Genomic DNA, 20458 nt, shown 5'->3' with positions numbered 1-20458 from the left:
AAATAAAAAACGGCCTACTAATTCAGCCTTGTGAGTTCCAGTCGTTGGTTAAGGTGCACAATGCGCTTCGCCATGCCGACGATAATGGCATCTTTGACTTTTTCCCGCAGCACAGCCCCTAACGAACGTAACGCTTTATTGTCCAGGCGTAATAAAATGCAGTCTTCAGCGGCGATAGCTGACGCGCTGCGCGGACGCCGGGTTACAAATGCACCTTCGCCAATAAACTGCCCCGAGGTGACTGTACCTAATTCCTGCTTACTCTTTTCAATGCGCAGGATTCCACTCAGTAACAGATAAAAAGCGGTGTCACTCTCGCCCTCTCGAATCACAGCCCGGTCTTTACGGCAGGAATAAACCTGCAATTTATCTTCCAGCAACAGCCCCCGCTCTTCGGCGGTAAATTCAACGAAAAAATCCAGCCGATTCATAATTTCCAGCAGTTTTAACCTGGAAACCGTTTGAATGATTTGCATGTTATGCCATCCCTTTCAGACTAAAAAAAGCGTGACCTGCAATCAACAAGCCACGCTTTTTCAGCAGTTTCCCACCGTTAAAAACGTGTACACCAGGGTGGCTGCCGTTTCAGTATCAAGCTTCTCCGGCACTCGCCCATCAGCTTGCTCATACACAGTAGAGTTATGCGTTAAAGTCAGCGATACTCGTATAGCCAGTCGTGAGTTAATATTAGAAGTTAAGGCTGAGACCGAACGCGAACGGGTATTTTCATCCCCAAGTTCTGTTGAAACGGTTTGTGTAAAACGGGCGGTTTCCGACAAGTCCCAGTTTAAAGCAGCGGCCAGACGAACAGTCAATTCACCTTCAGTTTCGTTCGTATCACGACGTCTGTCCCAGGAATAACCAGGACCCACTTCAAAGTCGGCATAAATATCAGGGTTGTGCACGTAGCGGGTACCGTAACCAGCAGCTACAGTCGTCTGATACTCATAACTACTCAGGCGGTCATCCTCATAAGACAGATAACCAAAAAATGAAGAAGCACTACCTTCCTCAAATCTGCGGTTCGACTGAGCAGACATAAAGAGTCTGTCCGCCTCAGTAACATTATCGCCTTCGAAAGTCTCACGTTTTTGCTGGTAGTAATCTACCTCCCCTCTGTGTCGCCACATCATACTGTCGCGTTCCAGGTTCAGCTTGCCTTTCCAGGACTGAGACTCGGTATTACCGGTGCGCATTAACAAGCCGACCTCAGCTGTTGCACGCCAGGAACTATCAGCATTTTCTGGATCGATATCCTGTATATCGTCGAACATAAAGGTGGTGGCACTGGCTGCTGGAGTCAGTAACCCTAGCACCACAGCGCTTAACAACGTCTTTCGCACAACGCACTCCTATCTATGCAGTTATTTTACAGTCGCGCGCATCGCGCCTGACTCGTACAACTTGTACATTTCTTCCAGTGAAACCGGCTTAATTTTATCCGCCTGACCCGCAGTACCGAAGGCTTCATAGCGGGCTTTACAGATGTCGTACATAGCGTCTGTTGCGGCATTAAGGAATTTACGCGGGTCGAAATTACTAGTGTTTTCTGCCAGATGGCGACGTACCGCACCTGTGGAAGCAAGCCGTAAATCGGTGTCTATATTCACTTTACGCACACCATAACGAATGCCTTCCTGAATCTGCTCTACCGGCACCCCATAAGTTTCCGGGATCTCACCGCCAAATTCATTAATAACTTTCAACCATTCCTGAGGCACTGACGAAGAACCATGCATAACCAGATGCGTGTCCGGAATGCGCGCATGAATATCTTTAATACGGTCAATGGACAGGATGTCACCAGTAGGTGGACGCGAAAACTTATAAGCGCCATGTGATGTGCCGCAGGCAATGGCCAGAGCGTCAACCTGAGTCGCTTTAACAAATTCAGCGGCTTCTTCCGGGTCAGTAAGCATCTGGTCGTGGGTTAATGTGCCTTCAGCACCAATGCCATCTTCTTCACCCGCTTCACCGGTTTCCAGTGACCCCAGACAACCCAGTTCACCTTCCACAGAAACACCACAGGCGTGAGCCATTTCAACCGTGCGACGAGTTACATCAACGTTATAGTCATAATCCGCTGGGGTTTTTCCATCTTCACCCAAAGAACCGTCCATCATTACCGAGCTAAAACCCAGTTGAATGGAGCGCTGACAAACCGCCGGCGACGTGCCGTGGTCCTGATGCATTACGACCGGAATATGTGGCCATTCTTCAATAGCCGCCAGAATCAGATGACGCAAAAACGGCGCGCCCGCATAAGTACGAGCACCCGCAGAAGCCTGCACTATGACCGGGCTATTAGTGTCGTCGGCCGCACGCATGATAGCGCGCATCTGCTCAAGATTGTTTACGTTGTAAGCGGGTACGCCGTACCCTTGTTCGGCAGCGTGATCCAGTAACTGCCGCATTGATATTAAAGCCATCTGCTTATACTCCTAAAGTTTTTAAATTTTAATCTTTGTGTTCTTTCGCCCGGGCCTCAAGAATAGCCACCGCAGGTAGTTTTTTACCTTCCAGAAACTCCAGGAAAGCGCCGCCACCCGTGGATATATATGAAATTCTATCAGCGATGCCATACTTATCAATGGCCGCCAGAGTATCGCCACCACCGGCAATTGAAAATGCCTCACTGCTGGCTATCGCTTCAGAAATCGCCTTGGTGCCTGCACCAAACTGCTCAAACTCAAACACACCGACAGGACCATTCCACACAATAGTGCCAGCATTCCTGATAGTATCAGCAAGCGCTGCAGCACTATCCGGGCCAATATCAAAAATCATGTCGTCGTCACTCACTTCAGTCACGGCTTTAACCGTCGCTTCAGCATGTTCGGAAAATTCCTTGCCCACCACGACATCTGTAGCCATGGGGATATCAGCACCGCGGGTTTTAGCAGAATCTGCAAGACGCGACGCTTCTTTTAACAGGTCTTTTTCATGCAATGATTTACCGACATTATGGCCAGCCGCCGCAATGAAAGTATTTGCTATGCCACCACCCACAATCAGCTGATCCACTTTACGCACCAGTGAATTCAGCACTGTTAGCTTAGTCGACACCTTAGAGCCACCAACAATAGCAACCAGGGGACGTTTAGGTTCTTTGAGTGCTTTGCCCAGAGCTTCCAGTTCAGCCGCCAATAAAGGTCCGGCACAAGCAACGGGCGCGTACTGTGCAACGCCATAGGTAGAAGCCTGGGCGCGGTGTGCTGTACCAAAAGCGTCCATCACAAAAATATCGCATAATGCAGCCAGCTTTTTCGCCAACTGCGGATCATTTTTCTTTTCGCCAGTGTTGAAGCGAACATTCTCAAACACCACCAGCTCGCCGCCAGCTACATCCACACCCTGCAAATAGTTGCTCTCAAGACGTACCGGGAAATCCAGCGCTTCTTCAAGATACTTAGCGATCGGTGCCATTGAATACTCGGCGTCATAATGGCCTTCTTCCGGGCGCCCTAAGTGTGACATCACCATCACTTTAGCCCCTTGTTCCAGGGCATTTTTCAGGGTGGGCAAAGCGGCTTTAAGGCGCGCATCTGAAGCCACCCGACCGTCTTTAATCGGCACGTTCAAATCTTCACGAATCAAAACCCGCTTCCCGCGCAGCTCAAAATCTTTCATCGCCAATACACTCATGAGATTTCCCTTTTTCAAATAATCAGTTAAGCAGCAGTTGTCGATGCCATCGTTAAGGTCGTATCCAGCATTCGGTTAGCAAAGCCCCATTCATTATCGCACCAGCTTAGAAGTTTGACCAAATGACCATGGCTCACCCGGGTCTGAGTTCCATCTACAATACTGGATCTGGGGTCATGAATAAAATCAGATGACACCAATGGAGCTTCGGTGTATCCAAGCACAGCGCGTAATTCTGACTGTGTAGCACGCTGAATAGCCTGGTTCACCGCATTGATATCAACTGCATTTTGCAAGGTTACACTTAAGTCCATGGCAGTCACGTTCGTGGTTGGAACCCGCACTGCAATCGCCTCAAAGCGGCCGGCAAACTTCGGTAAGATACGTTCAATACCACGCGCCAGCCGGGTATCTACCGGAATAATCGATTGCGAAGCCGCCCGCGCCAAGCGCAAATTATCATGATACGCATCAATCACCGCCTGGTCGTTCATCGCTGAGTGAATAGTCGTAATAGTCCCACTGTCTACACCAAAAGCGTCATCCAGCACTTTAATCACGGGCACTATGCAGTTCGTGGTACAGGAACCATTGGAGACAATCCGGTGACTCTGTTTTAAGTCTTGCTCATTGATGCCCTGAATTACCGTAAAATCCACATCCGGATCAGCGGGGTGGGAAAAAAGCACTTTACCTGCCCCCGCTGCCAAATGCTTTTCTGCATCCTGTCGGCTGCCATATACACCAGTACAGTCCAGAACTATATCAACACCAAGCTCAGCCCAGGGTAGTTTTTCCGGCTCGGCCTGTTGCAATAGCTGAATGCAGTCATCGCCCAGGTAAAGCTTACCTTCAACCGCCCTTACAGGAACTGAAAAACGTCCATGGGTGGAGTCGTATTGCATTAAATGGGCTACACCTTCAGCGGACGCAAGCTCATTCACCGCCACCACTTCAATACGATCCCGGTAACCGGATTCGTATAACGCACGGAGCACACTGCGGCCGATGCGCCCAAGGCCGTTAATAGCAATACGCACTGGAGTTGTCATTTATAAATTCCGGGCCTTTTCCACCACCGCTTCAACGGTGAAACCAAAGTATTTAAATAATTCATCTGCAGGCGCTGATTCACCAAAGGTAGTCATACCAATTACAGCGCCGTCCAGACCCACATATTTTTGCCAGTAATCGGCAATACCGGCTTCAATCGCCACACGCCGGCGTACTGATTTGGGCAATACCTGTTGCTGGTAAGCTTCGCTTTGAGCGTCAAATACCGATGTGCTTGGCATAGAAACTACGCGCACCTTCTCGCCCTGCTCGCTCAGTTTCTGCGCTGCCTGCATAGCCAGTTCTACTTCCGAACCGGTGGCAATCAGAATCAGCTCAGGTTCAGCTGCAAAGTCTTTCAATACATAACCGCCACGGGCAATATCAGCCAGCTGTTGCGCGTCACGTTGCTGTGGTTCAAGACCCTGACGGGTAAAGACCAGTGCTGTTGGCCCTTCACGACGTTCAATGGCCGCGCGCCAGCTCACCGCTGACTCAACCTGGTCACAAGGGCGCCAGGTATCCAGATTAGGGGTCAAACGCAGGCTTGATAGTTGCTCAACTGGCTGGTGTGTCGGGCCGTCTTCGCCTAAACCAATAGAATCATGGGTATAGACAAAAATTGCCGGCTGTTTCATTAACGAAGCCATGCGCACTGCGTTACGTGCATATTCCATGAACATCAGGAAAGTTGCGCCGTAAGGAATAAAACCACCATGCAAAGCAATGCCATTCATAATAGCGGACATGCCGAACTCGCGCACACCGTAGTAAATATAATTACCACTGCTGTCCTGCTGAGTTAATGGTTTAGATTGATCCCAGATTGTCAGATTAGAACCTGCCAGGTCAGCCGAACCGCCCAGTAACTCAGGTAATGCAGGACCAAAGGCATTCAATGCCTGTTGCGAGGCTTTACGGGTGGCTACTTTTTCCGGGTTCGCCTGGAGCTTTTCAACATAAGCCTGCGCCAGCTGTTCCCAGTTGGCCGGCAAGTCGCCACTTAACCGTCTTTTCAGTTCAGCGGCCAGTTCCGGGTGCGCGGCTTCATACGCAGTGAACTTCTGATCCCACTGCTGTTCCAGAGTCGCGCCTTTGTCTTTTGCTGACCACTGGCTGTATACGTCGTCAGGGATTTCAAAAGCGCCGTATTCCCAGCCCAGTTCCTTGCGCGCCAGTACAATTTCATCATCACCCAAAGGAGCACCATGACTGCTTTCACTGCCCTGTTTGTTCGGAGCACCAAAACCGATCACGGTTTTGCAGCAAATCATGGTAGGTCGCTTAGTTTCTTTGCGCGCCAGCTCAATCGCCTGTTTCACCGCGTCAGAGTCATGCCCGTCAACATCCGCAATGACATGCCAGCCGTAACTTTCAAAACGCTTGACGGTATCGTCGGTAAACCAGCCTTCAACGTCGCCATCAATAGAAATACCGTTGTCATCATAAAAAGCAATCAGTTTGCCCAGGCCTAAGGTGCCGGCCAGTGAACATACTTCATGAGAAATACCTTCCATCAGGCAACCATCGCCCAGGAACGTATAAGTATGGTGGTCGATAACATCGTGTCCCGGCTTATTAAACTGAGCAGCCAGTACCTTCTCCGCAATTGCCATACCTACTGCATTGCTAAGGCCCTGCCCCAAGGGTCCGGTGGTAGTTTCAACACCGGGTGTGTAACCGTACTCAGGATGTCCGGGAGTTTTTGAGTGTAGCTGACGAAAATTCTTTAATTCACTAATATCCAGGTCATAACCGCTCAGGTGCAGCAACGAATAAATCAGCATAGAGCCATGGCCATTGGACAATACGAAGCGGTCGCGGTTTGCCCAATCTGGATTTTGCGGGTTATGCTGCAGGTAGTCACGCCACAGAACTTCAGCGATATCGGCCATGCCCATAGGGGCGCCGGGGTGGCCTGATTTGGCTTGTTGGACCGCATCCATGCTTAAAGCACGAATGGCGTTGGCGAGATGACGACGTTGCGACATGAAACACTCCTGATAATGACGGGTAATCAATTATTAATGTATAAATACAATAGATGCCGGGCGCTCTCGAACTGACGAATTGACGAAAGGCAGTGATCTGACCGGAGGCCTGCGCGCGTATTGTCCACAATTAAAGCCACGCACGCAAATTTACAGCTGAGATCAGACTTATAGACGTCTAAAGTTGGATTTCTCAGCGCTTTTTAGCTAAAGTATCGCGGCTTCCTGCACCATTAACATACCAACTTAGAGAGTATACTTGTTTATGGCACAACACCTGTTTACATCTGAATCTGTTTCCGAAGGCCACCCAGACAAAATTGCTGATCAGATATCTGACGCAGTACTGGACGCTATCCTGGCTACAGACCCGAAAGCTCGGGTTGCTTGTGAAACCTATGTCAAAACAGGCATGGTCCTGGTTGGTGGGGAAATTAATACCCACGCCTGGGTCGATGTGGAAGACCTGGTGCGTACGACCGTGCGCAAAATAGGCTACACCAATTCGGAGATGGGTTTTGACGCAGGCAGTTGCGCGGTTTTAAACGCGATAGGCAAACAATCCGCTGATATTAACCAGGGCGTTGACCGCGGCAACCCTGAAGAACAGGGTGCCGGAGATCAGGGACTAATGTTTGGTTATGCTTCCGATGAAACTGAAGCTTTAATGCCTGCGCCTATCACTTATGCCCATAAACTGGTGCAGCGCCAGGCTGAAGTCAGACGCAGCTCCTTGCCCTGGCTACGCCCCGATGCCAAAAGCCAGCTATCTTTTATTTATGAAGATGGCAAACCTATAGGCATTGATGCGGTAGTGCTTTCCACCCAGCACGCTGAAGAATATAGCCTGAAACAGGTTCAGGAAGCGGTCATGGAAACCATTATCAAACCCGTCCTCCCAGAAGAATGGCTGCGTCCCGATACCAAGTACCATATAAATCCGACCGGCAAGTTCGTCATTGGGGGTCCTATGGGTGACTGTGGCCTGACGGGCCGCAAAATTATTGTCGATACTTATGGCGGCATGGCACGTCATGGTGGCGGTGCCTTCTCGGGTAAAGACCCTTCTAAAGTGGACCGTAGTGCTGCATATGCTGCTCGTTATGTGGCGAAAAATTTAGTCGCTGCAGGCCTGGCTAAACGCTGTGAATTGCAGGTTTCCTATGCCATTGGTGTGGCACAACCAACCTCCATTAGCATTGAAACCTTTGGTACCAGTCGGTACGACGAAGAGACCTTAATTAAGCTGGTACGTCAGCATTTTGATCTACGCCCCTATGGTTTAATTAAAATGCTCGATCTGGAGCGCCCTATTTACCTGGAAACCGCCGCCTACGGCCACTTTGGTCGCGATCAGTTCCCGTGGGAAAAAACTGACAAAGCGGAAGCTTTGCGAGCGGCTATAAAATAACCGCATGCGTATACCTCGCATTTATCATTCCGCCGCACTAACATCAGGCATGCACACAGAGCTGCATCCTGACGCGGCTAATCATGTGGCGCGGGTGCTGCGGTTAAGCGAAGGTGCCGAACTTGAACTTTTTTGCGGAGACGACCACGCCTACCAGGCAGTCATTACCCAGGCCAGCAAAAAACACGTGCAGGTAAAAATTATCGAGGCCACAGCGGCAAGTACTGAGTCTCCCCTGCAGATACACCTGGCGCAGGGGATCTCGCGCGGTGACCGAATGGATTTCACCTTGCAAAAGTCGGTGGAGCTAGGCGTAGCCAGTATTACTCCACTGTTTACAGAACGCTGTGGTGTTAAGTTGCAGGGCGAACGGCTGCAAAAGAAAATTCAGCAATGGCAGAAAATTGTGATCAGTGCCTGCGAGCAAAGCGGACGCAATAAAGTCCCCGAAGTACGGCCAGCCATATCCTTGCAAGACTATTTAAGTAACCCTGAGCGTCCGCTAACCCTGACCCTGGAACCCAGCGCGGCGCACTCTTTGAAAACCGTGTCTGTTGCTCAGCAGTTGTCTTTATTAGTAGGCCCTGAAGGCGGTTTTTCTCCGCACGAAGTAGAAGCAACTCATCAACAAGGCTGCACTCCTGTTCATCTGGGACCGCGAGTCTTACGCACCGAAACGGCAGCACTAACCGCGCTGGCAGCCTTGCAGGCGAATCACGGTGACCTGATTTAATACACCGTGGTACACTGCAGCCAGTCTATCTTTTCTACTTTAATAAAGAGGCCGTCATGCAAGTTGGCATTATTATGGATCCCATTTCCAGCGTTAAAACTTATAAAGACACTAGTTTTCGCCTGGCTTTAGAAGCTCAAAACCGTGGTTATGACGTTTTATACATGGAAATGGCGGATCTTTACATGAAAGGCGGCGAGCCGATGGCGCGAGTCCAGCCTCTTAGCGTTCGCGATCAAACAGAAGATTTCTATGACCTTGGCCAGGAATCTCATATCAAGCTGGGATCGCTGGATATTATTCTAATGCGCAAAGACCCCCCCTTTGATATGGAATATATTTACGCTACCCATATGCTGGAGCTGGCTGAGCTTGCCGGTGCGAAAGTCGCTAATAAGCCGCAAAGCCTGCGTGACTGTAGCGAAAAATTATTTACCGCCTGGTTCCCGGACAGCATACCGGCAACTATCGTCACCCGCAGTGCAGAGCAGATCCGGGCTTTTCATGCGGAACATAAAGACATTATTTTAAAACCACTGGACGGCATGGGCGGCGCTTCCATTTTTCGCGTTGATAACCAGGGCAATAACCTGGGAGTTATCATTGAGACTCTGACCGAGCATGGGCAACGTTTTGCCATGGTGCAGGAATACCTACCCGCCATTAAAGAAGGCGATAAACGCATTATCCTGATCAATGGTGAAGCGGTGCCCTATTCACTGGCTCGTGTTCCTTCTGCCGGTGAAACCCGTGGTAACCTGGCCGCCGGTGGCACTGGCCGTCCGCAGCCGTTGAGCGAGAGTGACTGGAAACTAGCAAAACGGGTCGGGCCGGTTTTAAAAGAAAAAGGTCTTTATCTGGTGGGGCTGGATGTTATTGGCGATTGCATTACCGAAATCAATGTCACCAGCCCGACCTGTATGCGCGAGATCGAAGACGCTTACTCGATCAATATTGCTGGTATGCTATTTGACGCTATTACTCAGGATTTTAGTCTTTAAAAATTGACTTTTAACCTCCATATTCAAAGTATAATGGGTTAAAGCAAGCGGTTAAAGCAGGGGATCTAAGGTTATGAACAGCCTACAAAATCATTTTTTAGTTGCTATGCCAGGCCTGGACGACCCTTTCTTTGAGCGTTCGGTCACTTATATTTGCGAGCACAACGACGAAGGCGCTATGGGGCTTATTGTCAATCAGCCAGCGGAGATGTCGATTCCAGCGCTGCTTAAGCAAATTGAAATTAAAATTCCCGCCGACGCGTCTCTGGAGCGTTCGCTAGTCTACTCAGGAGGCCCTGTAGGTACTGACCGCGGTTTTGTCCTGCATCCACCGCAGGAAGGCTGGCGTAGTAGCCTGCAATTAAGCGACGACATCATGGTCACCACCTCTAAAGATATTTTGCAGTCTTTAGGGTCCAGTCAGGCACCGCATAAATTTTTATTAACCTTAGGTTATGCTGGCTGGGATGCTGGGCAGCTGGAAGAGGAAATAGCCAACAATAATTGGCTTACCATTCCTGCTGAAGCAGATGTTTTATTTGATACACCAAGCGCAGATCGCTGGCAAAAAGCGGCCGAGAAGCTAGGCATAGATATCTGGCAACTAGCTCCAGATGCCGGCCACGCCTGATGAGTAAACAAGGATGAGTAAGCAAGAAGGTTGTGTTCTGGGCTTTGATTTTGGCACCCGTAGCATTGGCGTAGCCGTTGGCCAGTCAGTAACCGGCACCGCTTCACCACTTGCCGCTTTAGCAGCAAAAGATGGCATTCCGGACTGGTTTCAACTGGAAAAGTTACTACAAACCTGGCAACCCGAATTATGTGTTATCGGGCTACCATTAAACATGGATGGCAGCGAGCAGCCTTTAACGGTTCGCTCGCGTAAGTTTGGTAACCGTTTACATGGCCGTTTTGGCGTCGCTATCAGCTTTCAGGATGAGCGGTTAACAACGGTCAGTGCTAAGGAAACTCTGTTCAGCCAGGGAGGCTTCAAAAACCTGAGCAAAGAGAAAATAGACAGCGCTTCGGCCTGCCTGATTTTGGAAGATTACTTTACTTACCGCTAAGTTCGCTAAACTTTGCTTGGCTGAATGACTCTATTTCGTTATATTTAGGCATTATTCAGATTGTTATATGAGGGCAACCCATTGTTCGGAAATGAAGAACCATTTACAGTCACCGGAAATACCATCACTTTAACGGATGAAAACAAGCGCTTACTGCTGGTTACTCCAGCGCGCTACGACAACATCCTTGTGTCCCGGTATAGCGTAGAGCTGACAGATATCGAACCGAAAAGACGCCCGAGCGTGAAAAATGTTCTGTTAAGCGAACTTTTTAAACGCGATAAAACCTTTTTCTTCATCAAGGCAGGTGGTGTGGAGTATCAGATCGATCTTAAATACACGGACAGTCCTATTTCTGAAGTGAAGTTCTAAATGCTAAGGCTCAGCGGGCTGCTGGCAATTTGTTTATGCCTGATGAGCTCAGTTAGCTGGGCTGAACAGTTCTTTTTCCAGCGTCAGGCAGAAAATAGTCAACTCAACTTTGCCTACCAATGGCGTGACCTTGATAATCACTCCCGTCAAATTAGTTTTCAGGTACCTCAGACTGGTTTTTTACAAACTCCAGTCAACTTCCGCCCTTTAAGTCCGGCTCGTATCCACCGTGAAATCAAACCCGATCTACGTAGTTTTGCGCATGACAGTGGATGGCGAGATGTGGAGATAAACTTACCCCATGGCGGAGAGTCTATTGAAATTAACCTGCGTAGCGGCACAGCGGGGCAAAGACAGCAACGCATGCAAGCCTTACTTACTGAAAAAGAGCGCTTACAGCAAGAAATCATGCACCGTAATTATTATAATTTGTTGGTTGATCATGCCCGGCGACAGGGGTTTAAACCCGATCACGTGCGTATCGCCGAAGAGTCTCACCCGGCGGTGCAGTCTTTAGCGGAGGCTTTTGCCAATAAGCTAGGTGAAGACAGCAGTCCTTACGACAGCCTGCGCCTGATTCTGAGCTTCGTTCAAACCATTCCTTATGCCGAATTAGACAACAGGTTTTCTAGTCCGGGGGCTGGTTTTCATACGCCTGCACGGCTGTTATTTGAAAACAGGGGTGACTGCGATAGCAAAGTAACGTTAATCGCCGCGTTATTCTCAGCCCTGCATCCGCAAACAGAGAGCCTGATTGTATATTTGCCGGGACACGCCATGTTTGCAGTGGATATTGAGCCTGGCGAAGATGATTACTGGGTTCGCCATGATGAACGGCGTTTTTTACTTACCGAACCAACCGGCCCTGCCCGTTTTGAGCCGGGCCGCATTGGTGATCGTTATGTCCCTCATGTCTACAATGGCGCACTCGTGGTAGAAGCCTTTTAAAGATTCTCTTCAGCATACTGGGCCAGCGGACTACGTACCACGCCATTCAGGTTTACCGTAGCGCCGCCATGGTAGTTCTTAAACCGCTCAACGATATAAGTAAGCCCGGACGTCAGTGCGGTCAGATAATAACTGTCAATTTGCGCCAGATTCCCCGAACAGACTATTTTGGTGCCGGCGCCACAACGGGTAATAATGGTTTTTAACTGCGAAGCCGTTAAGTTCTGGGTTTCGTCTAACAGCACAATAGCGTTCTGAATACTGCGCCCACGCATGAAGTTAATTGACTTAAACTGAATATTTGCCTTATTCATAATGTAGTTCAGGCTGGATTCCATGTTCTCGTCATTTTTATGCAGCACTTCCAGGCTATCAGTAATAGCGGCCAGCCAGGGCGCCATTTTTTCTTCTTCCGTGCCCGGCAAAAAGCCTATCGACTCACCAATTTCCGGAGTGCTTCGGGTCACAATTATTTTCTCATACAGACCCTGCTCAACAACCTGCTCCAAAGCACTGGCCAGTGCCAGCAAAGTTTTCCCGCAGCCCGCGGGGCCCGTTAAGATAACCAGATCCAGGGTCGGATCAAGCAAAGCTTTCATACCCATGGCCTGGTAGATATTCTTCGGGCTGACACCCCAGGCGCGCTGACTCATCAAACGCTCACGCCCAATGTCCTGGATTTTCACTCGTTTACTGTCATAGCTTTCCACCCTGGCCGCAAAACTATCGGTTTCATCGAGCAGGTATTCATTGGGAAAGGGGGTGGTGAAGATATCCAGCGGCACATAATGATAGGTTTCACGACCGTCCTGTTCACTTTCAACATCCTTTACCTGTTCCCAGAAGTTTCCCGGAAACTGATAAAAACCTTTTGTCAGCAATTTAATATCATCAATTAACTGGTCAGTACGGTAGTCCTCTACCTGTTTCACACCAGCACCTTTAGCTTTCAGACGCATATTAATGTCTTTAGTCACCAGAATAACCTGCTCTGGAGCCTTATGCCGCTGTACCTCCAGGGCCGACTGAATAATTCGATGATCATTTTCATTCAGTGATATCACAGCTTCCTGTTGCCGCAATTGAAAATCCGGGAATATGGATAGATGACCTACAGCCTGATGTTCCCCAGAAACCCGGGTTAAGGGTACACCCTCAGTAATTTGTTCCGGTGTCGCGTCGTGCAGCGCTTCTTCTAAAGCCCGGATAGCGACTCTCGCGTCCCGGCTCACATCCTTCTGGCGGTCTTTAATATTGTCCAGCTCCTCCAGTACCACCATGGGGATAATAACGTTGTGTTCATCAAAGTTTAAGAAGGCGAGAGGTTCATGCAGAAGAATGTTGGTGTCCAGTACATAGTGCTTAATACCGTCGTCGGTCATAGCATACCCCACTGAGCTGGTTTTTATCGTTGGTATTATTTATGGTTATGCCATAAAGCTTAGCTGAGAACCATTAATTTAATATATTAGATAACAAAATTTTTACCGCAGTCAGGCGATGCCTTTGTTACCATAGCGCAGCAACTATGCATGTACTGACGACCGAAGAAGGCAACCACATTGAGTGATTTTGCAATTGGCCAACGCTGGATAAGCGAAACTGAAATTGAACTGGGTCTGGGTCTGATTACCGGAATAAGCGGGCGCCAGGTTAGCTTACTATTTCCTGCCAGCGGAGAAAACCGTGCCTACGCTTCCTCTGAAGCACCGCTCACCCGTTACCTGCTCGAGATTGACGACGTCAGTCGCCACAGCGACGGCTGGAGTTTCAGAGTCACTGATATTGAGGAAACTGAAGGCGTTCTTATTTACCATGGCCAGGCTGATGATGGAGCCGTTAAGGTACCGGAAACCCAGTTGCATTATCAGGTCCAGCTGAATAGTCCGGTTAACCGGTTGCTAGCCGGTCAAATTGATCGTGTCAGTAAATATAACTTGCGCCAGGAAACGCATCAGTACTTGCAGAAATGGCTGAAACATCCCGCAAGAGGGCTTCTCGGTGCCCGTATTGAACTACTTCCACACCAGTTATACATTGGCCACAATGTCGGTTCACGTCCGGCGCCACGGGTGCTGCTAGCCGATGAGGTGGGCCTGGGTAAAACCATAGAAGCTGGCCTTATCATGCAAACTCAGCTTATTAACGGGATGGCCAATCGCATTTTAATTCAGGTCCCGGACAGCTTGTTGCATCAGTGGATGATTGAATTACGGCGCCGTTTTTCGCTTTATTTCAGTATTCTCGACAATGACTATTGCGAATTATACGACGAACAGGAAGAGAATCCTTTTGAACAGGCCCAACTGGTGCTTTGTCCTTCTTCTCTGCTGCATGAGCCGCAAAGAGCCGCTCAGGCGGCAACTGCTGGCTGGGATCTGGTGGTCATTGACGAAGCTCACCAATTGGACACACAAGACATACAGAATATCCGTGAAATTGCTGCCAATAAGGGCCTGCTATTACTCACAGCAACTCCGGATCAGGCAGGTGCAGACAGCCATTTTGCTCAATTGCAATTATTAGACCCTGAACGTTTCCATGACCTGCAACAATTTCGCGAAGAACAGAAAAAGTACCGGGCTATCGCCGACCAGGCCGCAACTATGGATAGCGACTCACCTGAGATCAATCAGTTATTGGATGAACATGGCACCGGACGCGTATTAATGCGTAATACCCGGGCTCATATAAAAGGCTTTCCTCAGCGCCGCTATCAGCCCCATGAACTCTCCCCGGATGAGGCAGAAATTGACATTTTTGATAGCAAGATTGAATGGTTGCAGAAATTAGCGAAATCGGTACAACCTGAAAAAATACTGGTCATAACTCATAACCAGCAACAGGTCGAAGAAGCGGCCGCTTTCATGCGCGTACGTTTTGGCCGCCACTGTGCCCTCTTTCACGAAGGCATGACTTTAGTAGAACGCGATAGAGCAGCGGCCTTCTTCGCTGATCAGGAAGACGGTGCCCAACTGTTGATCAGTTCTGAAATTGGTGGCGAAGGCCGTAACTTCCAGTTTGCCCGCCACATCGTCATGCTGGATTTACCCACTCATCCGGATCGGCTGGAGCAACGCATTGGCCGCCTTGACCGCATAGGTCAAAGCGACCACATTGATATTCACGTACCTTATGCAAACGGCAGTCGCGATCAACGTTTGGCACTTTGGTACGAACAGGGTATGCAGGCATTTACCCAACCCAATGCAACCGGACATCGCTTAATGCAGCTGCTAGGTGGCCAGCTGGAAACTAAACTGACAGCGAGTGACAGTGAGTTCGCTGAATTTGTTGAAAACACCAGGCAGCATTACGAAGATGTGAAAGCAAGCATGGCCGAAGGTCGTGACCGTTTACTGGAGCTCAATTCCTGTCGCCCTGAGCTGGCAAATAAGCTGCAGCAGGCCATAGCGGCGACGGATGGAGAAAGTTCATTGCCGACTTTCATGTTTGCGTTCTGGGATCAGTTTGGTGTAGAGGTTGAAGATAAAGATGGTAAGCGTCTGATTTTAAAACCAGGCCAGCATTTTGCAGCCAACGGTCTGCCTGGCCTCGATGAAGAGGGTTCACTGGTAACCTTTGATCGCGTTACTGCGTTAGCTTACGATGATGTGCAATTCCTGACCTGGGAACACCCTCAGGTACAAACCGCTTTTGAGCTAGTGCTCAACGAATCTCAAGGCACCAGTAGCGTCGCCATTTTGAAAAACAGTGCCCTGCCCACTGGCCACTGGTTTCTGGAACTCATTTTCAGCGCCAGCATACCCGAAGCGCCAACTCTAGGCCTGCAGCAGCTTTATCCAACGGCTCCAGTGCGGCTCTTTCTCGACAGTAGTGGGCGCAATATGGACAGCAAAATAACAGCGCAGACTTTGAATAAACAGCTGCACTTTGTGAACAAGAAGTCCGGCGCTCAAATGGTCAAAGCATTACGTAAGCCATGCCAGCAATTAGTGAAAGATAGCTGGCCGGAGGCTGAGAATAAACTCAACCAGGCATGTGCCGTTGCAGGCACCGATATTTGTAATCAACTCGAAGATGAAATTCGCCGTATGCGCACACTGCGCGAACGTAATCCAAGTATCCGGGAAGATGAAATCCAGGCTCTGGAACAGAAAAAAGAAAACCTCGAAAAAGCCTTTGCTAAACCGCAGCTGAATATTGACTCGGTGCGGCTGGTTGTTAACGCTGGTGCCGATGGAGCCACAGTGTGAGTAACTTTGTTTACCAGCCTCCGCAAACCCCCTGGCTGGAATTAGTTTATCGCGACGAGCACCTGCTGATTGTGGCAAAGCCCAGCGGTTTGTTAACGGTCCCGGGTAAAGCAGCGGAACATAAAGACTGTGTAGAAAACAGAGTGAAATCAGTACTTCCGACTGCACGTATTGTCCATCGGCTGGATATGGCAACCTCAGGCCTGCTACTGATGGCGCTGGACAAAGGCACTCAGGGAGCATTGGGACAACAGTTTGAACGCCGTGAAGTAAGCAAAGTATACCGCGCGCGCGTATGGGGAAAACTACCTCAGGAGGAGGGAAGTATTGAGCTTCCACTGCGCTGTGACTGGCCCAATCGCCCTCGGCAAATGGTCGACCATGAGCAAGGGAAAAGCGCCTTAACTCACTATAAAGTACAAAGCCGGAGTCAGCATTATAGCGATGTCCTGTTGTTTCCGGTAACGGGTCGTTCGCACCAGTTACGGGTGCATATGTGGCAATCAGGCTGCCCCATTCTGGGTGATCGGCTGTATGGTAGCCCTCAGTCTACTCAGGCAGCTCCCCGGTTACTCCTGCACGCAGAAGAGCTACGCTTTAGCCATCCACATAGTGGTGAAGCCTGCCACTTTAAACTGCCCGCTAATTTTTAAAGCTTTGCTTACCTGCGGCCGATAACCCAGGTATGAAACAGACCTTACTGCACCTATGCCTGCTGACTGTACTGCTAACCCCGGCAGCAGCACAGGCTAACAACGACCTTGACTACTACCTGCCTCCCGGCGAGGTGGTCTGGTTAGGTGAAGGTGATACTCAGGTACTGCTACTTGAGCAGGAGAACAAACAGGCGTTTGATCGGGGGAGTATTCTGCATATTCCAGAATGGGGGTATCATCCTTACCAGTCCGCCGCTATTCGCAGCTTATATCAAAGCATGCCCGATTATGGCTGGCAAAGTTACGCGTTACAGCCACCGACACAACCGCTTGATAATTTTCGCTGGCAGGGCGACGAAGACGTCCGCTACCCGGAGCCGCTAGCGGATGAAGAACTGGCTGAATTACGTGAACAACTGCGGGAACGGGTCGAGTTAGCTTATAGTCAGACCAGTTTAATAGCCGGGTCAGTTATTATTGTCGCTGAAGGCATCAGTGCAGCATTATTAACTGATTTGTTCAGCCGCAATGAATTGCCTCTGCCCGATGCCTTTGTGGTTTATGGTATCTATTTCCCTCAGTGGCAACTCAATCAGCAATTGGCCACCAAGCTCGCGCAGCTACCAGTGCCAGTGCTTGATCTCTCGCCCCATGACGGCAACGACTGGGTAACTCAGGCCGCCTCACGTCGTCAGCAACAAGCACAACGCCACCAGCAGGTAAGTTATCGCCAGCGTATTATTCCGGCCGGCACTCATGCTCACCAACCACGCTATTTGCAGCACCAGCTTTATGGCTGGTTACGCAGCAACGATTTTTAGTTACGCCCCCGGCTGCGCTTGATTTGATCATAGGCGGCCTGAATATTCTGCGTTCGCTCTTTCGCTGCTTTCATCATTTCTTCTGGTAGCCCCTGGGCAGCAAGCTTATCCGGATGGTGTTCACGCATTAACTTACGATACGCTTTTTTCAATTCCTGATCGCTAACGTCTGCTTTCACACCTAGCGCCTGATAAGCATCCTGCAACCGGGAAGCATCCTGGGAGCCGCGAGCCTGACCACTGCTTTTTGTATAGTTCTGTGACCGGTGAGCCCTTTGAAAACGGGCACTGGCTCCTGTCATCAGCAACCATTTATCCAGTTCGAATTTATTAAAACCAAGTGTGCGGGCGGCACGCAACAAAATATTATACTCGTCACGCTCTAACTTACTGTCATTCAGTGCGGTTAAAATCAGTTGCTCCATAAACAACTGCAGAATGTCGCGCCGCCCCCGGCTATCGTCACGAAAACGACGTAAGGTTTTATCCAGCGGGAACGCTGGGTCTTTACCTTCGCGAAAAGCTTGTTGCGCCTCGCGCATCGTTTCCCCACGCAACTCCAGTCTGTGCATCAATGCCTGCGCCTGAGCGATATCCTGTTCGGTAACCCGCCCTTTCGCTTTCGCTAAATGCCCCATAGTGGCGAACATGGCAAAGAAAAACGTCGCCTTTTCGCCGCTTATTGCAGTGTCATAAAAAAACCGCGAAAAGCCGCCTTCCTGAGTCTGATGCTGTGCATAAGCACGGTCAAACCAGTGCCCGATCAGGAACCCCAGAATGAGGCCCGGTATACGTAAAAACAGGAAACCAAAAGCCGCCCCCAGAATCTTTCCCCACATGGCTTTATTGCTCCTGTTGCCGTCGCTGAGCCAGCAGCTGAGCTGATAATTGCTCAAGTCGCTGTGGCGTACCTACATCTGTCCATTGCCCATTATAAACAGAACCCTGTAGTTGCTGCTGCTGAATGGCTGCTAAAAATAAAGGCTTTAATGCCAGCTTAGTTACTGGATAACCAGCAAACAACTGCGGGCTTAGCAAGCTAAGACCGCTAAAGGTATAACCAGGCCCTGCTTCAGGCAGCTCTACCCGATCCTGAGCTAACTGAAAGTCTCCATTCTGGTTATGCTGTGGGTTTGTCACCAAAATCAAATGACCCAGTGCATCGTCCAGTGTGGTAGGTAAACTGGAGAACGCATAATCGGTCCAGACATCACCATTAATAACCCAAAACGGCTCATCCCCCAGTAATGGTAATGCTTTTATAATGCCCCCGGCTGTTTCCAGACCGCCTTCAGGTTCTGCTGACCAGGCAACATTGAGACCATAAGCCTGCCCATTACCTATATGCTGGTGCAAACTGGCGCCTTGCCAGGCATGATTAATAACCACGTCTTTGACTCCAGCCCGTGCTAACTTTTCCAGGTGGTAATCAATCAAAGGTTTGCCTGCCACCGGCAACAAAGGCTTGGGCATATTGTCAGTGAGCGGACGCATGCGCTGCCCTCGGCCAGCCGCCAGAATCATTGCGCGCATGCTTGCACCGCTGGTTCTACACGTTCTTTCAGTAAACGATGAAAATCACTGAGCTCGGGATATTTTGCAGATACTTCGAGGATATAATTCAAGGTTCGCGGTACATCAGCCAGGTAGTTTAATTTACCGTCACGGTGACAAAGCCGCGCAAAAATACCCGCCGCCTTGCAGTGGCGCTGAATACCCATTAAATCAAACCAGCGTTGCCATTGTTGCAGGCTAACCTCAGGTTGCAGAATGTGCTCCGTCTGTAATCGCTGATACAGATGTTCACTTAATTCACTCACCAATTCATCCGGCCATGCCAGATAACAGTCGCGCAGCAAGGAAACCGCGTCGTAAGTAACTGGCCCCAGAACAGCATCCTGAAAGTCAATCAGCGCCAGACCAGAAGACTCTGTGCACATGATATTGCGCGAATGATAGTCCCTGTGTACTCCTACCTGAGGCTGCCCCGTGGCGTTATCTACTAACAGCGCACAAGTAGCTAACCAGATTTCCTGTTCCGCAAGACTCAGCTTTAGCTGCAGGTGTTGCTCTAGCAACCAGTCGCTGAATAAACTTAATTCAGTCTGCAGAAGTTCACCTGAATAAACAGGCAAGTCTCCATCTTCAGTGCGAATGGTGCGCATAACCCCCGGTAACAGATCCAGTGCCTGAATATAATAATCTCGCGCACTCGAATCATCTTGCAGGTGACTGTAAAACAGGTCGTCACCGAGATCCTCAAGGATCATAAAACCATCATCCTTGTTATAAGCGTAAACATGAGGAACCGGCACTCCGGTCTGCTTATAGGCCGCCGCGATGGCCAAAAATTCCTGCAGAGACTCCTGCGGCGGCGGAGCGTCTACCGCAATGTACCAATGACCCTGATGCAGGTAGCGAAAATAGCGGCGAAAACTGGCGTCACCGGAGACCACAAGCAACTCTCCATCCGGACACAGACTCTGTGTAGCTAACCACTGCTCTAATTTTTGCTGACGTTGATTGAGCGAATGCAAAAAATT

The 20458-nt window shown here is 49.7% G+C and carries 20 protein-coding genes; 10 read left to right on the top strand and 10 right to left on the bottom strand.

Annotated elements, in window-relative coordinates; translation table 11 throughout:
• Positions 1 to 17: 17 nt before the first annotated feature.
• The 6 genes from CWE09_RS10600 to tkt are packed head-to-tail and all read right to left on the bottom strand — an operon-like array spanning position 18 to position 6689.
• Positions 18 to 476 carry a Crp/Fnr family transcriptional regulator gene (locus CWE09_RS10600; RefSeq protein WP_126804026.1) on the bottom strand — a complete coding sequence of 153 codons (459 nt, stop codon included), beginning with the start codon at positions 474 to 476 and terminating at the stop codon, positions 18 to 20.
• Between the two features lie 60 nt (positions 477 to 536).
• Entirely contained in the window at positions 537 to 1343 is an 807-nt protein-coding gene (locus CWE09_RS10595) for a DUF481 domain-containing protein (RefSeq protein ID WP_126804025.1), read from the bottom strand.
• A 21-nt stretch (positions 1344 to 1364) separates the two neighbouring features.
• Positions 1365 to 2429 carry a class II fructose-bisphosphate aldolase gene (gene fba, locus CWE09_RS10590; RefSeq protein ID WP_126804024.1) on the bottom strand — a complete coding sequence of 355 codons (1065 nt, stop codon included), beginning with the start codon at positions 2427 to 2429 and terminating at the stop codon, positions 1365 to 1367.
• Between the two features lie 28 nt (positions 2430 to 2457).
• Positions 2458 to 3645 (bottom strand): phosphoglycerate kinase, encoded by a 1188-nt coding sequence (locus tag CWE09_RS10585; protein WP_126804023.1) that lies wholly within the window; start codon positions 3643 to 3645, stop codon positions 2458 to 2460.
• A gap of 26 nt (positions 3646 to 3671) precedes the next feature.
• The gene (epd, locus tag CWE09_RS10580; protein WP_126804022.1) at positions 3672 to 4697 is read right to left on the bottom strand and encodes an erythrose-4-phosphate dehydrogenase; all 1026 of its coding nucleotides are present in this window, start codon (positions 4695 to 4697) and stop codon (positions 3672 to 3674) included.
• Positions 4698 to 6689 carry a transketolase gene (gene tkt / locus CWE09_RS10575; RefSeq protein ID WP_126804021.1) on the bottom strand — a complete coding sequence of 664 codons (1992 nt, stop codon included), beginning with the start codon at positions 6687 to 6689 and terminating at the stop codon, positions 4698 to 4700.
• 265 nt (positions 6690 to 6954) lie between these two features.
• Between tkt and metK the strand changes: the two genes are divergently transcribed.
• The 7 genes from metK (at position 6955) to CWE09_RS10540 (ending at position 12221) form a co-directional block, all read left to right on the top strand.
• On the top strand, positions 6955 to 8100 hold the full coding sequence (metK, locus tag CWE09_RS10570; protein WP_126804020.1) for a methionine adenosyltransferase: 1146 nt from the start codon (positions 6955 to 6957) through the stop codon (positions 8098 to 8100).
• A gap of 4 nt (positions 8101 to 8104) precedes the next feature.
• Positions 8105 to 8833, top strand: coding sequence for a 16S rRNA (uracil(1498)-N(3))-methyltransferase (gene rsmE / locus CWE09_RS10565; protein WP_126804019.1), 729 nt, complete (start codon positions 8105 to 8107; stop codon positions 8831 to 8833).
• Between the two features lie 56 nt (positions 8834 to 8889).
• A complete protein-coding gene (gshB, locus tag CWE09_RS10560; protein WP_126804018.1) occupies positions 8890 to 9834 on the top strand; it encodes a glutathione synthase in 945 nt (314 codons plus the stop codon).
• Positions 9835 to 9907: 73 nt separating this feature from the next.
• Positions 9908 to 10465: a YqgE/AlgH family protein gene (locus CWE09_RS10555; protein ID WP_126804017.1), complete on the top strand. Its 558-nt coding sequence runs from the start codon at positions 9908 to 9910 to the stop codon at positions 10463 to 10465.
• A 13-nt stretch (positions 10466 to 10478) separates the two neighbouring features.
• Complete coding sequence (ruvX, locus tag CWE09_RS10550; RefSeq protein WP_126804016.1) at positions 10479 to 10901, top strand: Holliday junction resolvase RuvX; 423 nt, start codon at positions 10479 to 10481, stop codon at positions 10899 to 10901.
• Between the two features lie 81 nt (positions 10902 to 10982).
• Positions 10983 to 11273, top strand: coding sequence for a hypothetical protein (locus tag CWE09_RS10545; RefSeq protein WP_126804015.1), 291 nt, complete (start codon positions 10983 to 10985; stop codon positions 11271 to 11273).
• Entirely contained in the window at positions 11274 to 12221 is a 948-nt protein-coding gene (locus CWE09_RS10540; RefSeq protein WP_126804014.1) for a hypothetical protein, read from the top strand.
• Here the strand turns inward: CWE09_RS10540 and CWE09_RS10535 are convergent.
• Positions 12218 to 13603: a PhoH family protein gene (locus CWE09_RS10535; RefSeq protein ID WP_126804013.1), complete on the bottom strand. Its 1386-nt coding sequence runs from the start codon at positions 13601 to 13603 to the stop codon at positions 12218 to 12220. The genes CWE09_RS10540 and CWE09_RS10535 overlap by 4 nt on opposite strands.
• A 180-nt stretch (positions 13604 to 13783) precedes the next feature.
• On the opposite strand from CWE09_RS10535, the gene CWE09_RS10530 reads away from it, so the two are divergent.
• The 3 genes from CWE09_RS10530 to CWE09_RS10520 are packed head-to-tail and all read left to right on the top strand — an operon-like array spanning position 13784 to position 17915.
• Entirely contained in the window at positions 13784 to 16438 is a 2655-nt protein-coding gene (locus CWE09_RS10530) for an SNF2-related protein (protein ID WP_126804012.1), read from the top strand.
• Positions 16435 to 17091, top strand: a complete 657-nt coding sequence (locus CWE09_RS10525) for a pseudouridine synthase (protein ID WP_126804011.1) — start codon at positions 16435 to 16437, stop codon at positions 17089 to 17091. Before CWE09_RS10530 ends, CWE09_RS10525 begins: the two co-directional genes overlap by 4 nt.
• Positions 17092 to 17123: 32 nt before the next feature.
• Entirely contained in the window at positions 17124 to 17915 is a 792-nt protein-coding gene (locus tag CWE09_RS10520; protein WP_126804010.1) for a DUF3530 family protein, read from the top strand.
• Here the strand turns inward: CWE09_RS10520 and djlA are convergent.
• Genes djlA through CWE09_RS10505 form a run of 3 tightly spaced genes read right to left on the bottom strand, consistent with a single transcriptional unit; the run spans position 17912 to position 20452 of the window.
• Positions 17912 to 18754, bottom strand: coding sequence for a co-chaperone DjlA (gene djlA / locus CWE09_RS10515; RefSeq protein WP_126804009.1), 843 nt, complete (start codon positions 18752 to 18754; stop codon positions 17912 to 17914). The genes CWE09_RS10520 and djlA overlap by 4 nt on opposite strands.
• Before the next feature lie 4 nt (positions 18755 to 18758).
• Positions 18759 to 19448: an N-acetylmuramate alpha-1-phosphate uridylyltransferase MurU gene (gene murU / locus CWE09_RS10510; protein WP_126804008.1), complete on the bottom strand. Its 690-nt coding sequence runs from the start codon at positions 19446 to 19448 to the stop codon at positions 18759 to 18761.
• Entirely contained in the window at positions 19436 to 20452 is a 1017-nt protein-coding gene (locus CWE09_RS10505) for an aminoglycoside phosphotransferase family protein (protein ID WP_126804007.1), read from the bottom strand. The genes murU and CWE09_RS10505 overlap by 13 nt, the downstream gene beginning before the upstream one ends.
• Positions 20453 to 20458 lie beyond the last annotated feature (6 nt).

Source organism: Aliidiomarina minuta, from assembly GCF_003987145.1.
In the GTDB taxonomy this organism is placed as follows: domain Bacteria; phylum Pseudomonadota; class Gammaproteobacteria; order Enterobacterales; family Alteromonadaceae; genus Aliidiomarina; species Aliidiomarina minuta.
The sequence above is the reverse complement of the archived record's forward strand: the minus strand, read 5'-3'. Positions and strand labels throughout refer to the sequence as shown.

Coding starts and splice junctions, on each gene's coding strand:
- CWE09_RS10555 (WP_126804017.1), top strand. CDS start 9,908: ATGAACAGCCTACAAAATCATTTTTTAGTTGCTATGCCAGGCCTGGAC.
- gshB (WP_126804018.1), top strand. CDS start 8,890: ATGCAAGTTGGCATTATTATGGATCCCATTTCCAGCGTTAAAACTTAT.
- djlA (WP_126804009.1), bottom strand. CDS start 18,754: ATGTGGGGAAAGATTCTGGGGGCGGCTTTTGGTTTCCTGTTTTTACGT.
- CWE09_RS10600 (WP_126804026.1), bottom strand. CDS start 476: ATGCAAATCATTCAAACGGTTTCCAGGTTAAAACTGCTGGAAATTATG.
- CWE09_RS10520 (WP_126804010.1), top strand. CDS start 17,124: ATGAAACAGACCTTACTGCACCTATGCCTGCTGACTGTACTGCTAACC.
- epd (WP_126804022.1), bottom strand. CDS start 4,697: ATGACAACTCCAGTGCGTATTGCTATTAACGGCCTTGGGCGCATCGGC.
- murU (WP_126804008.1), bottom strand. CDS start 19,448: ATGCGCGCAATGATTCTGGCGGCTGGCCGAGGGCAGCGCATGCGTCCG.
- ruvX (WP_126804016.1), top strand. CDS start 10,479: ATGAGTAAGCAAGAAGGTTGTGTTCTGGGCTTTGATTTTGGCACCCGT.
- CWE09_RS10585 (WP_126804023.1), bottom strand. CDS start 3,645: ATGAGTGTATTGGCGATGAAAGATTTTGAGCTGCGCGGGAAGCGGGTT.
- CWE09_RS10535 (WP_126804013.1), bottom strand. CDS start 13,603: ATGACCGACGACGGTATTAAGCACTATGTACTGGACACCAACATTCTT.
- tkt (WP_126804021.1), bottom strand. CDS start 6,689: ATGTCGCAACGTCGTCATCTCGCCAACGCCATTCGTGCTTTAAGCATG.
- fba (WP_126804024.1), bottom strand. CDS start 2,429: ATGGCTTTAATATCAATGCGGCAGTTACTGGATCACGCTGCCGAACAA.
- metK (WP_126804020.1), top strand. CDS start 6,955: ATGGCACAACACCTGTTTACATCTGAATCTGTTTCCGAAGGCCACCCA.
- CWE09_RS10540 (WP_126804014.1), top strand. CDS start 11,274: ATGCTAAGGCTCAGCGGGCTGCTGGCAATTTGTTTATGCCTGATGAGC.
- rsmE (WP_126804019.1), top strand. CDS start 8,105: ATGCGTATACCTCGCATTTATCATTCCGCCGCACTAACATCAGGCATG.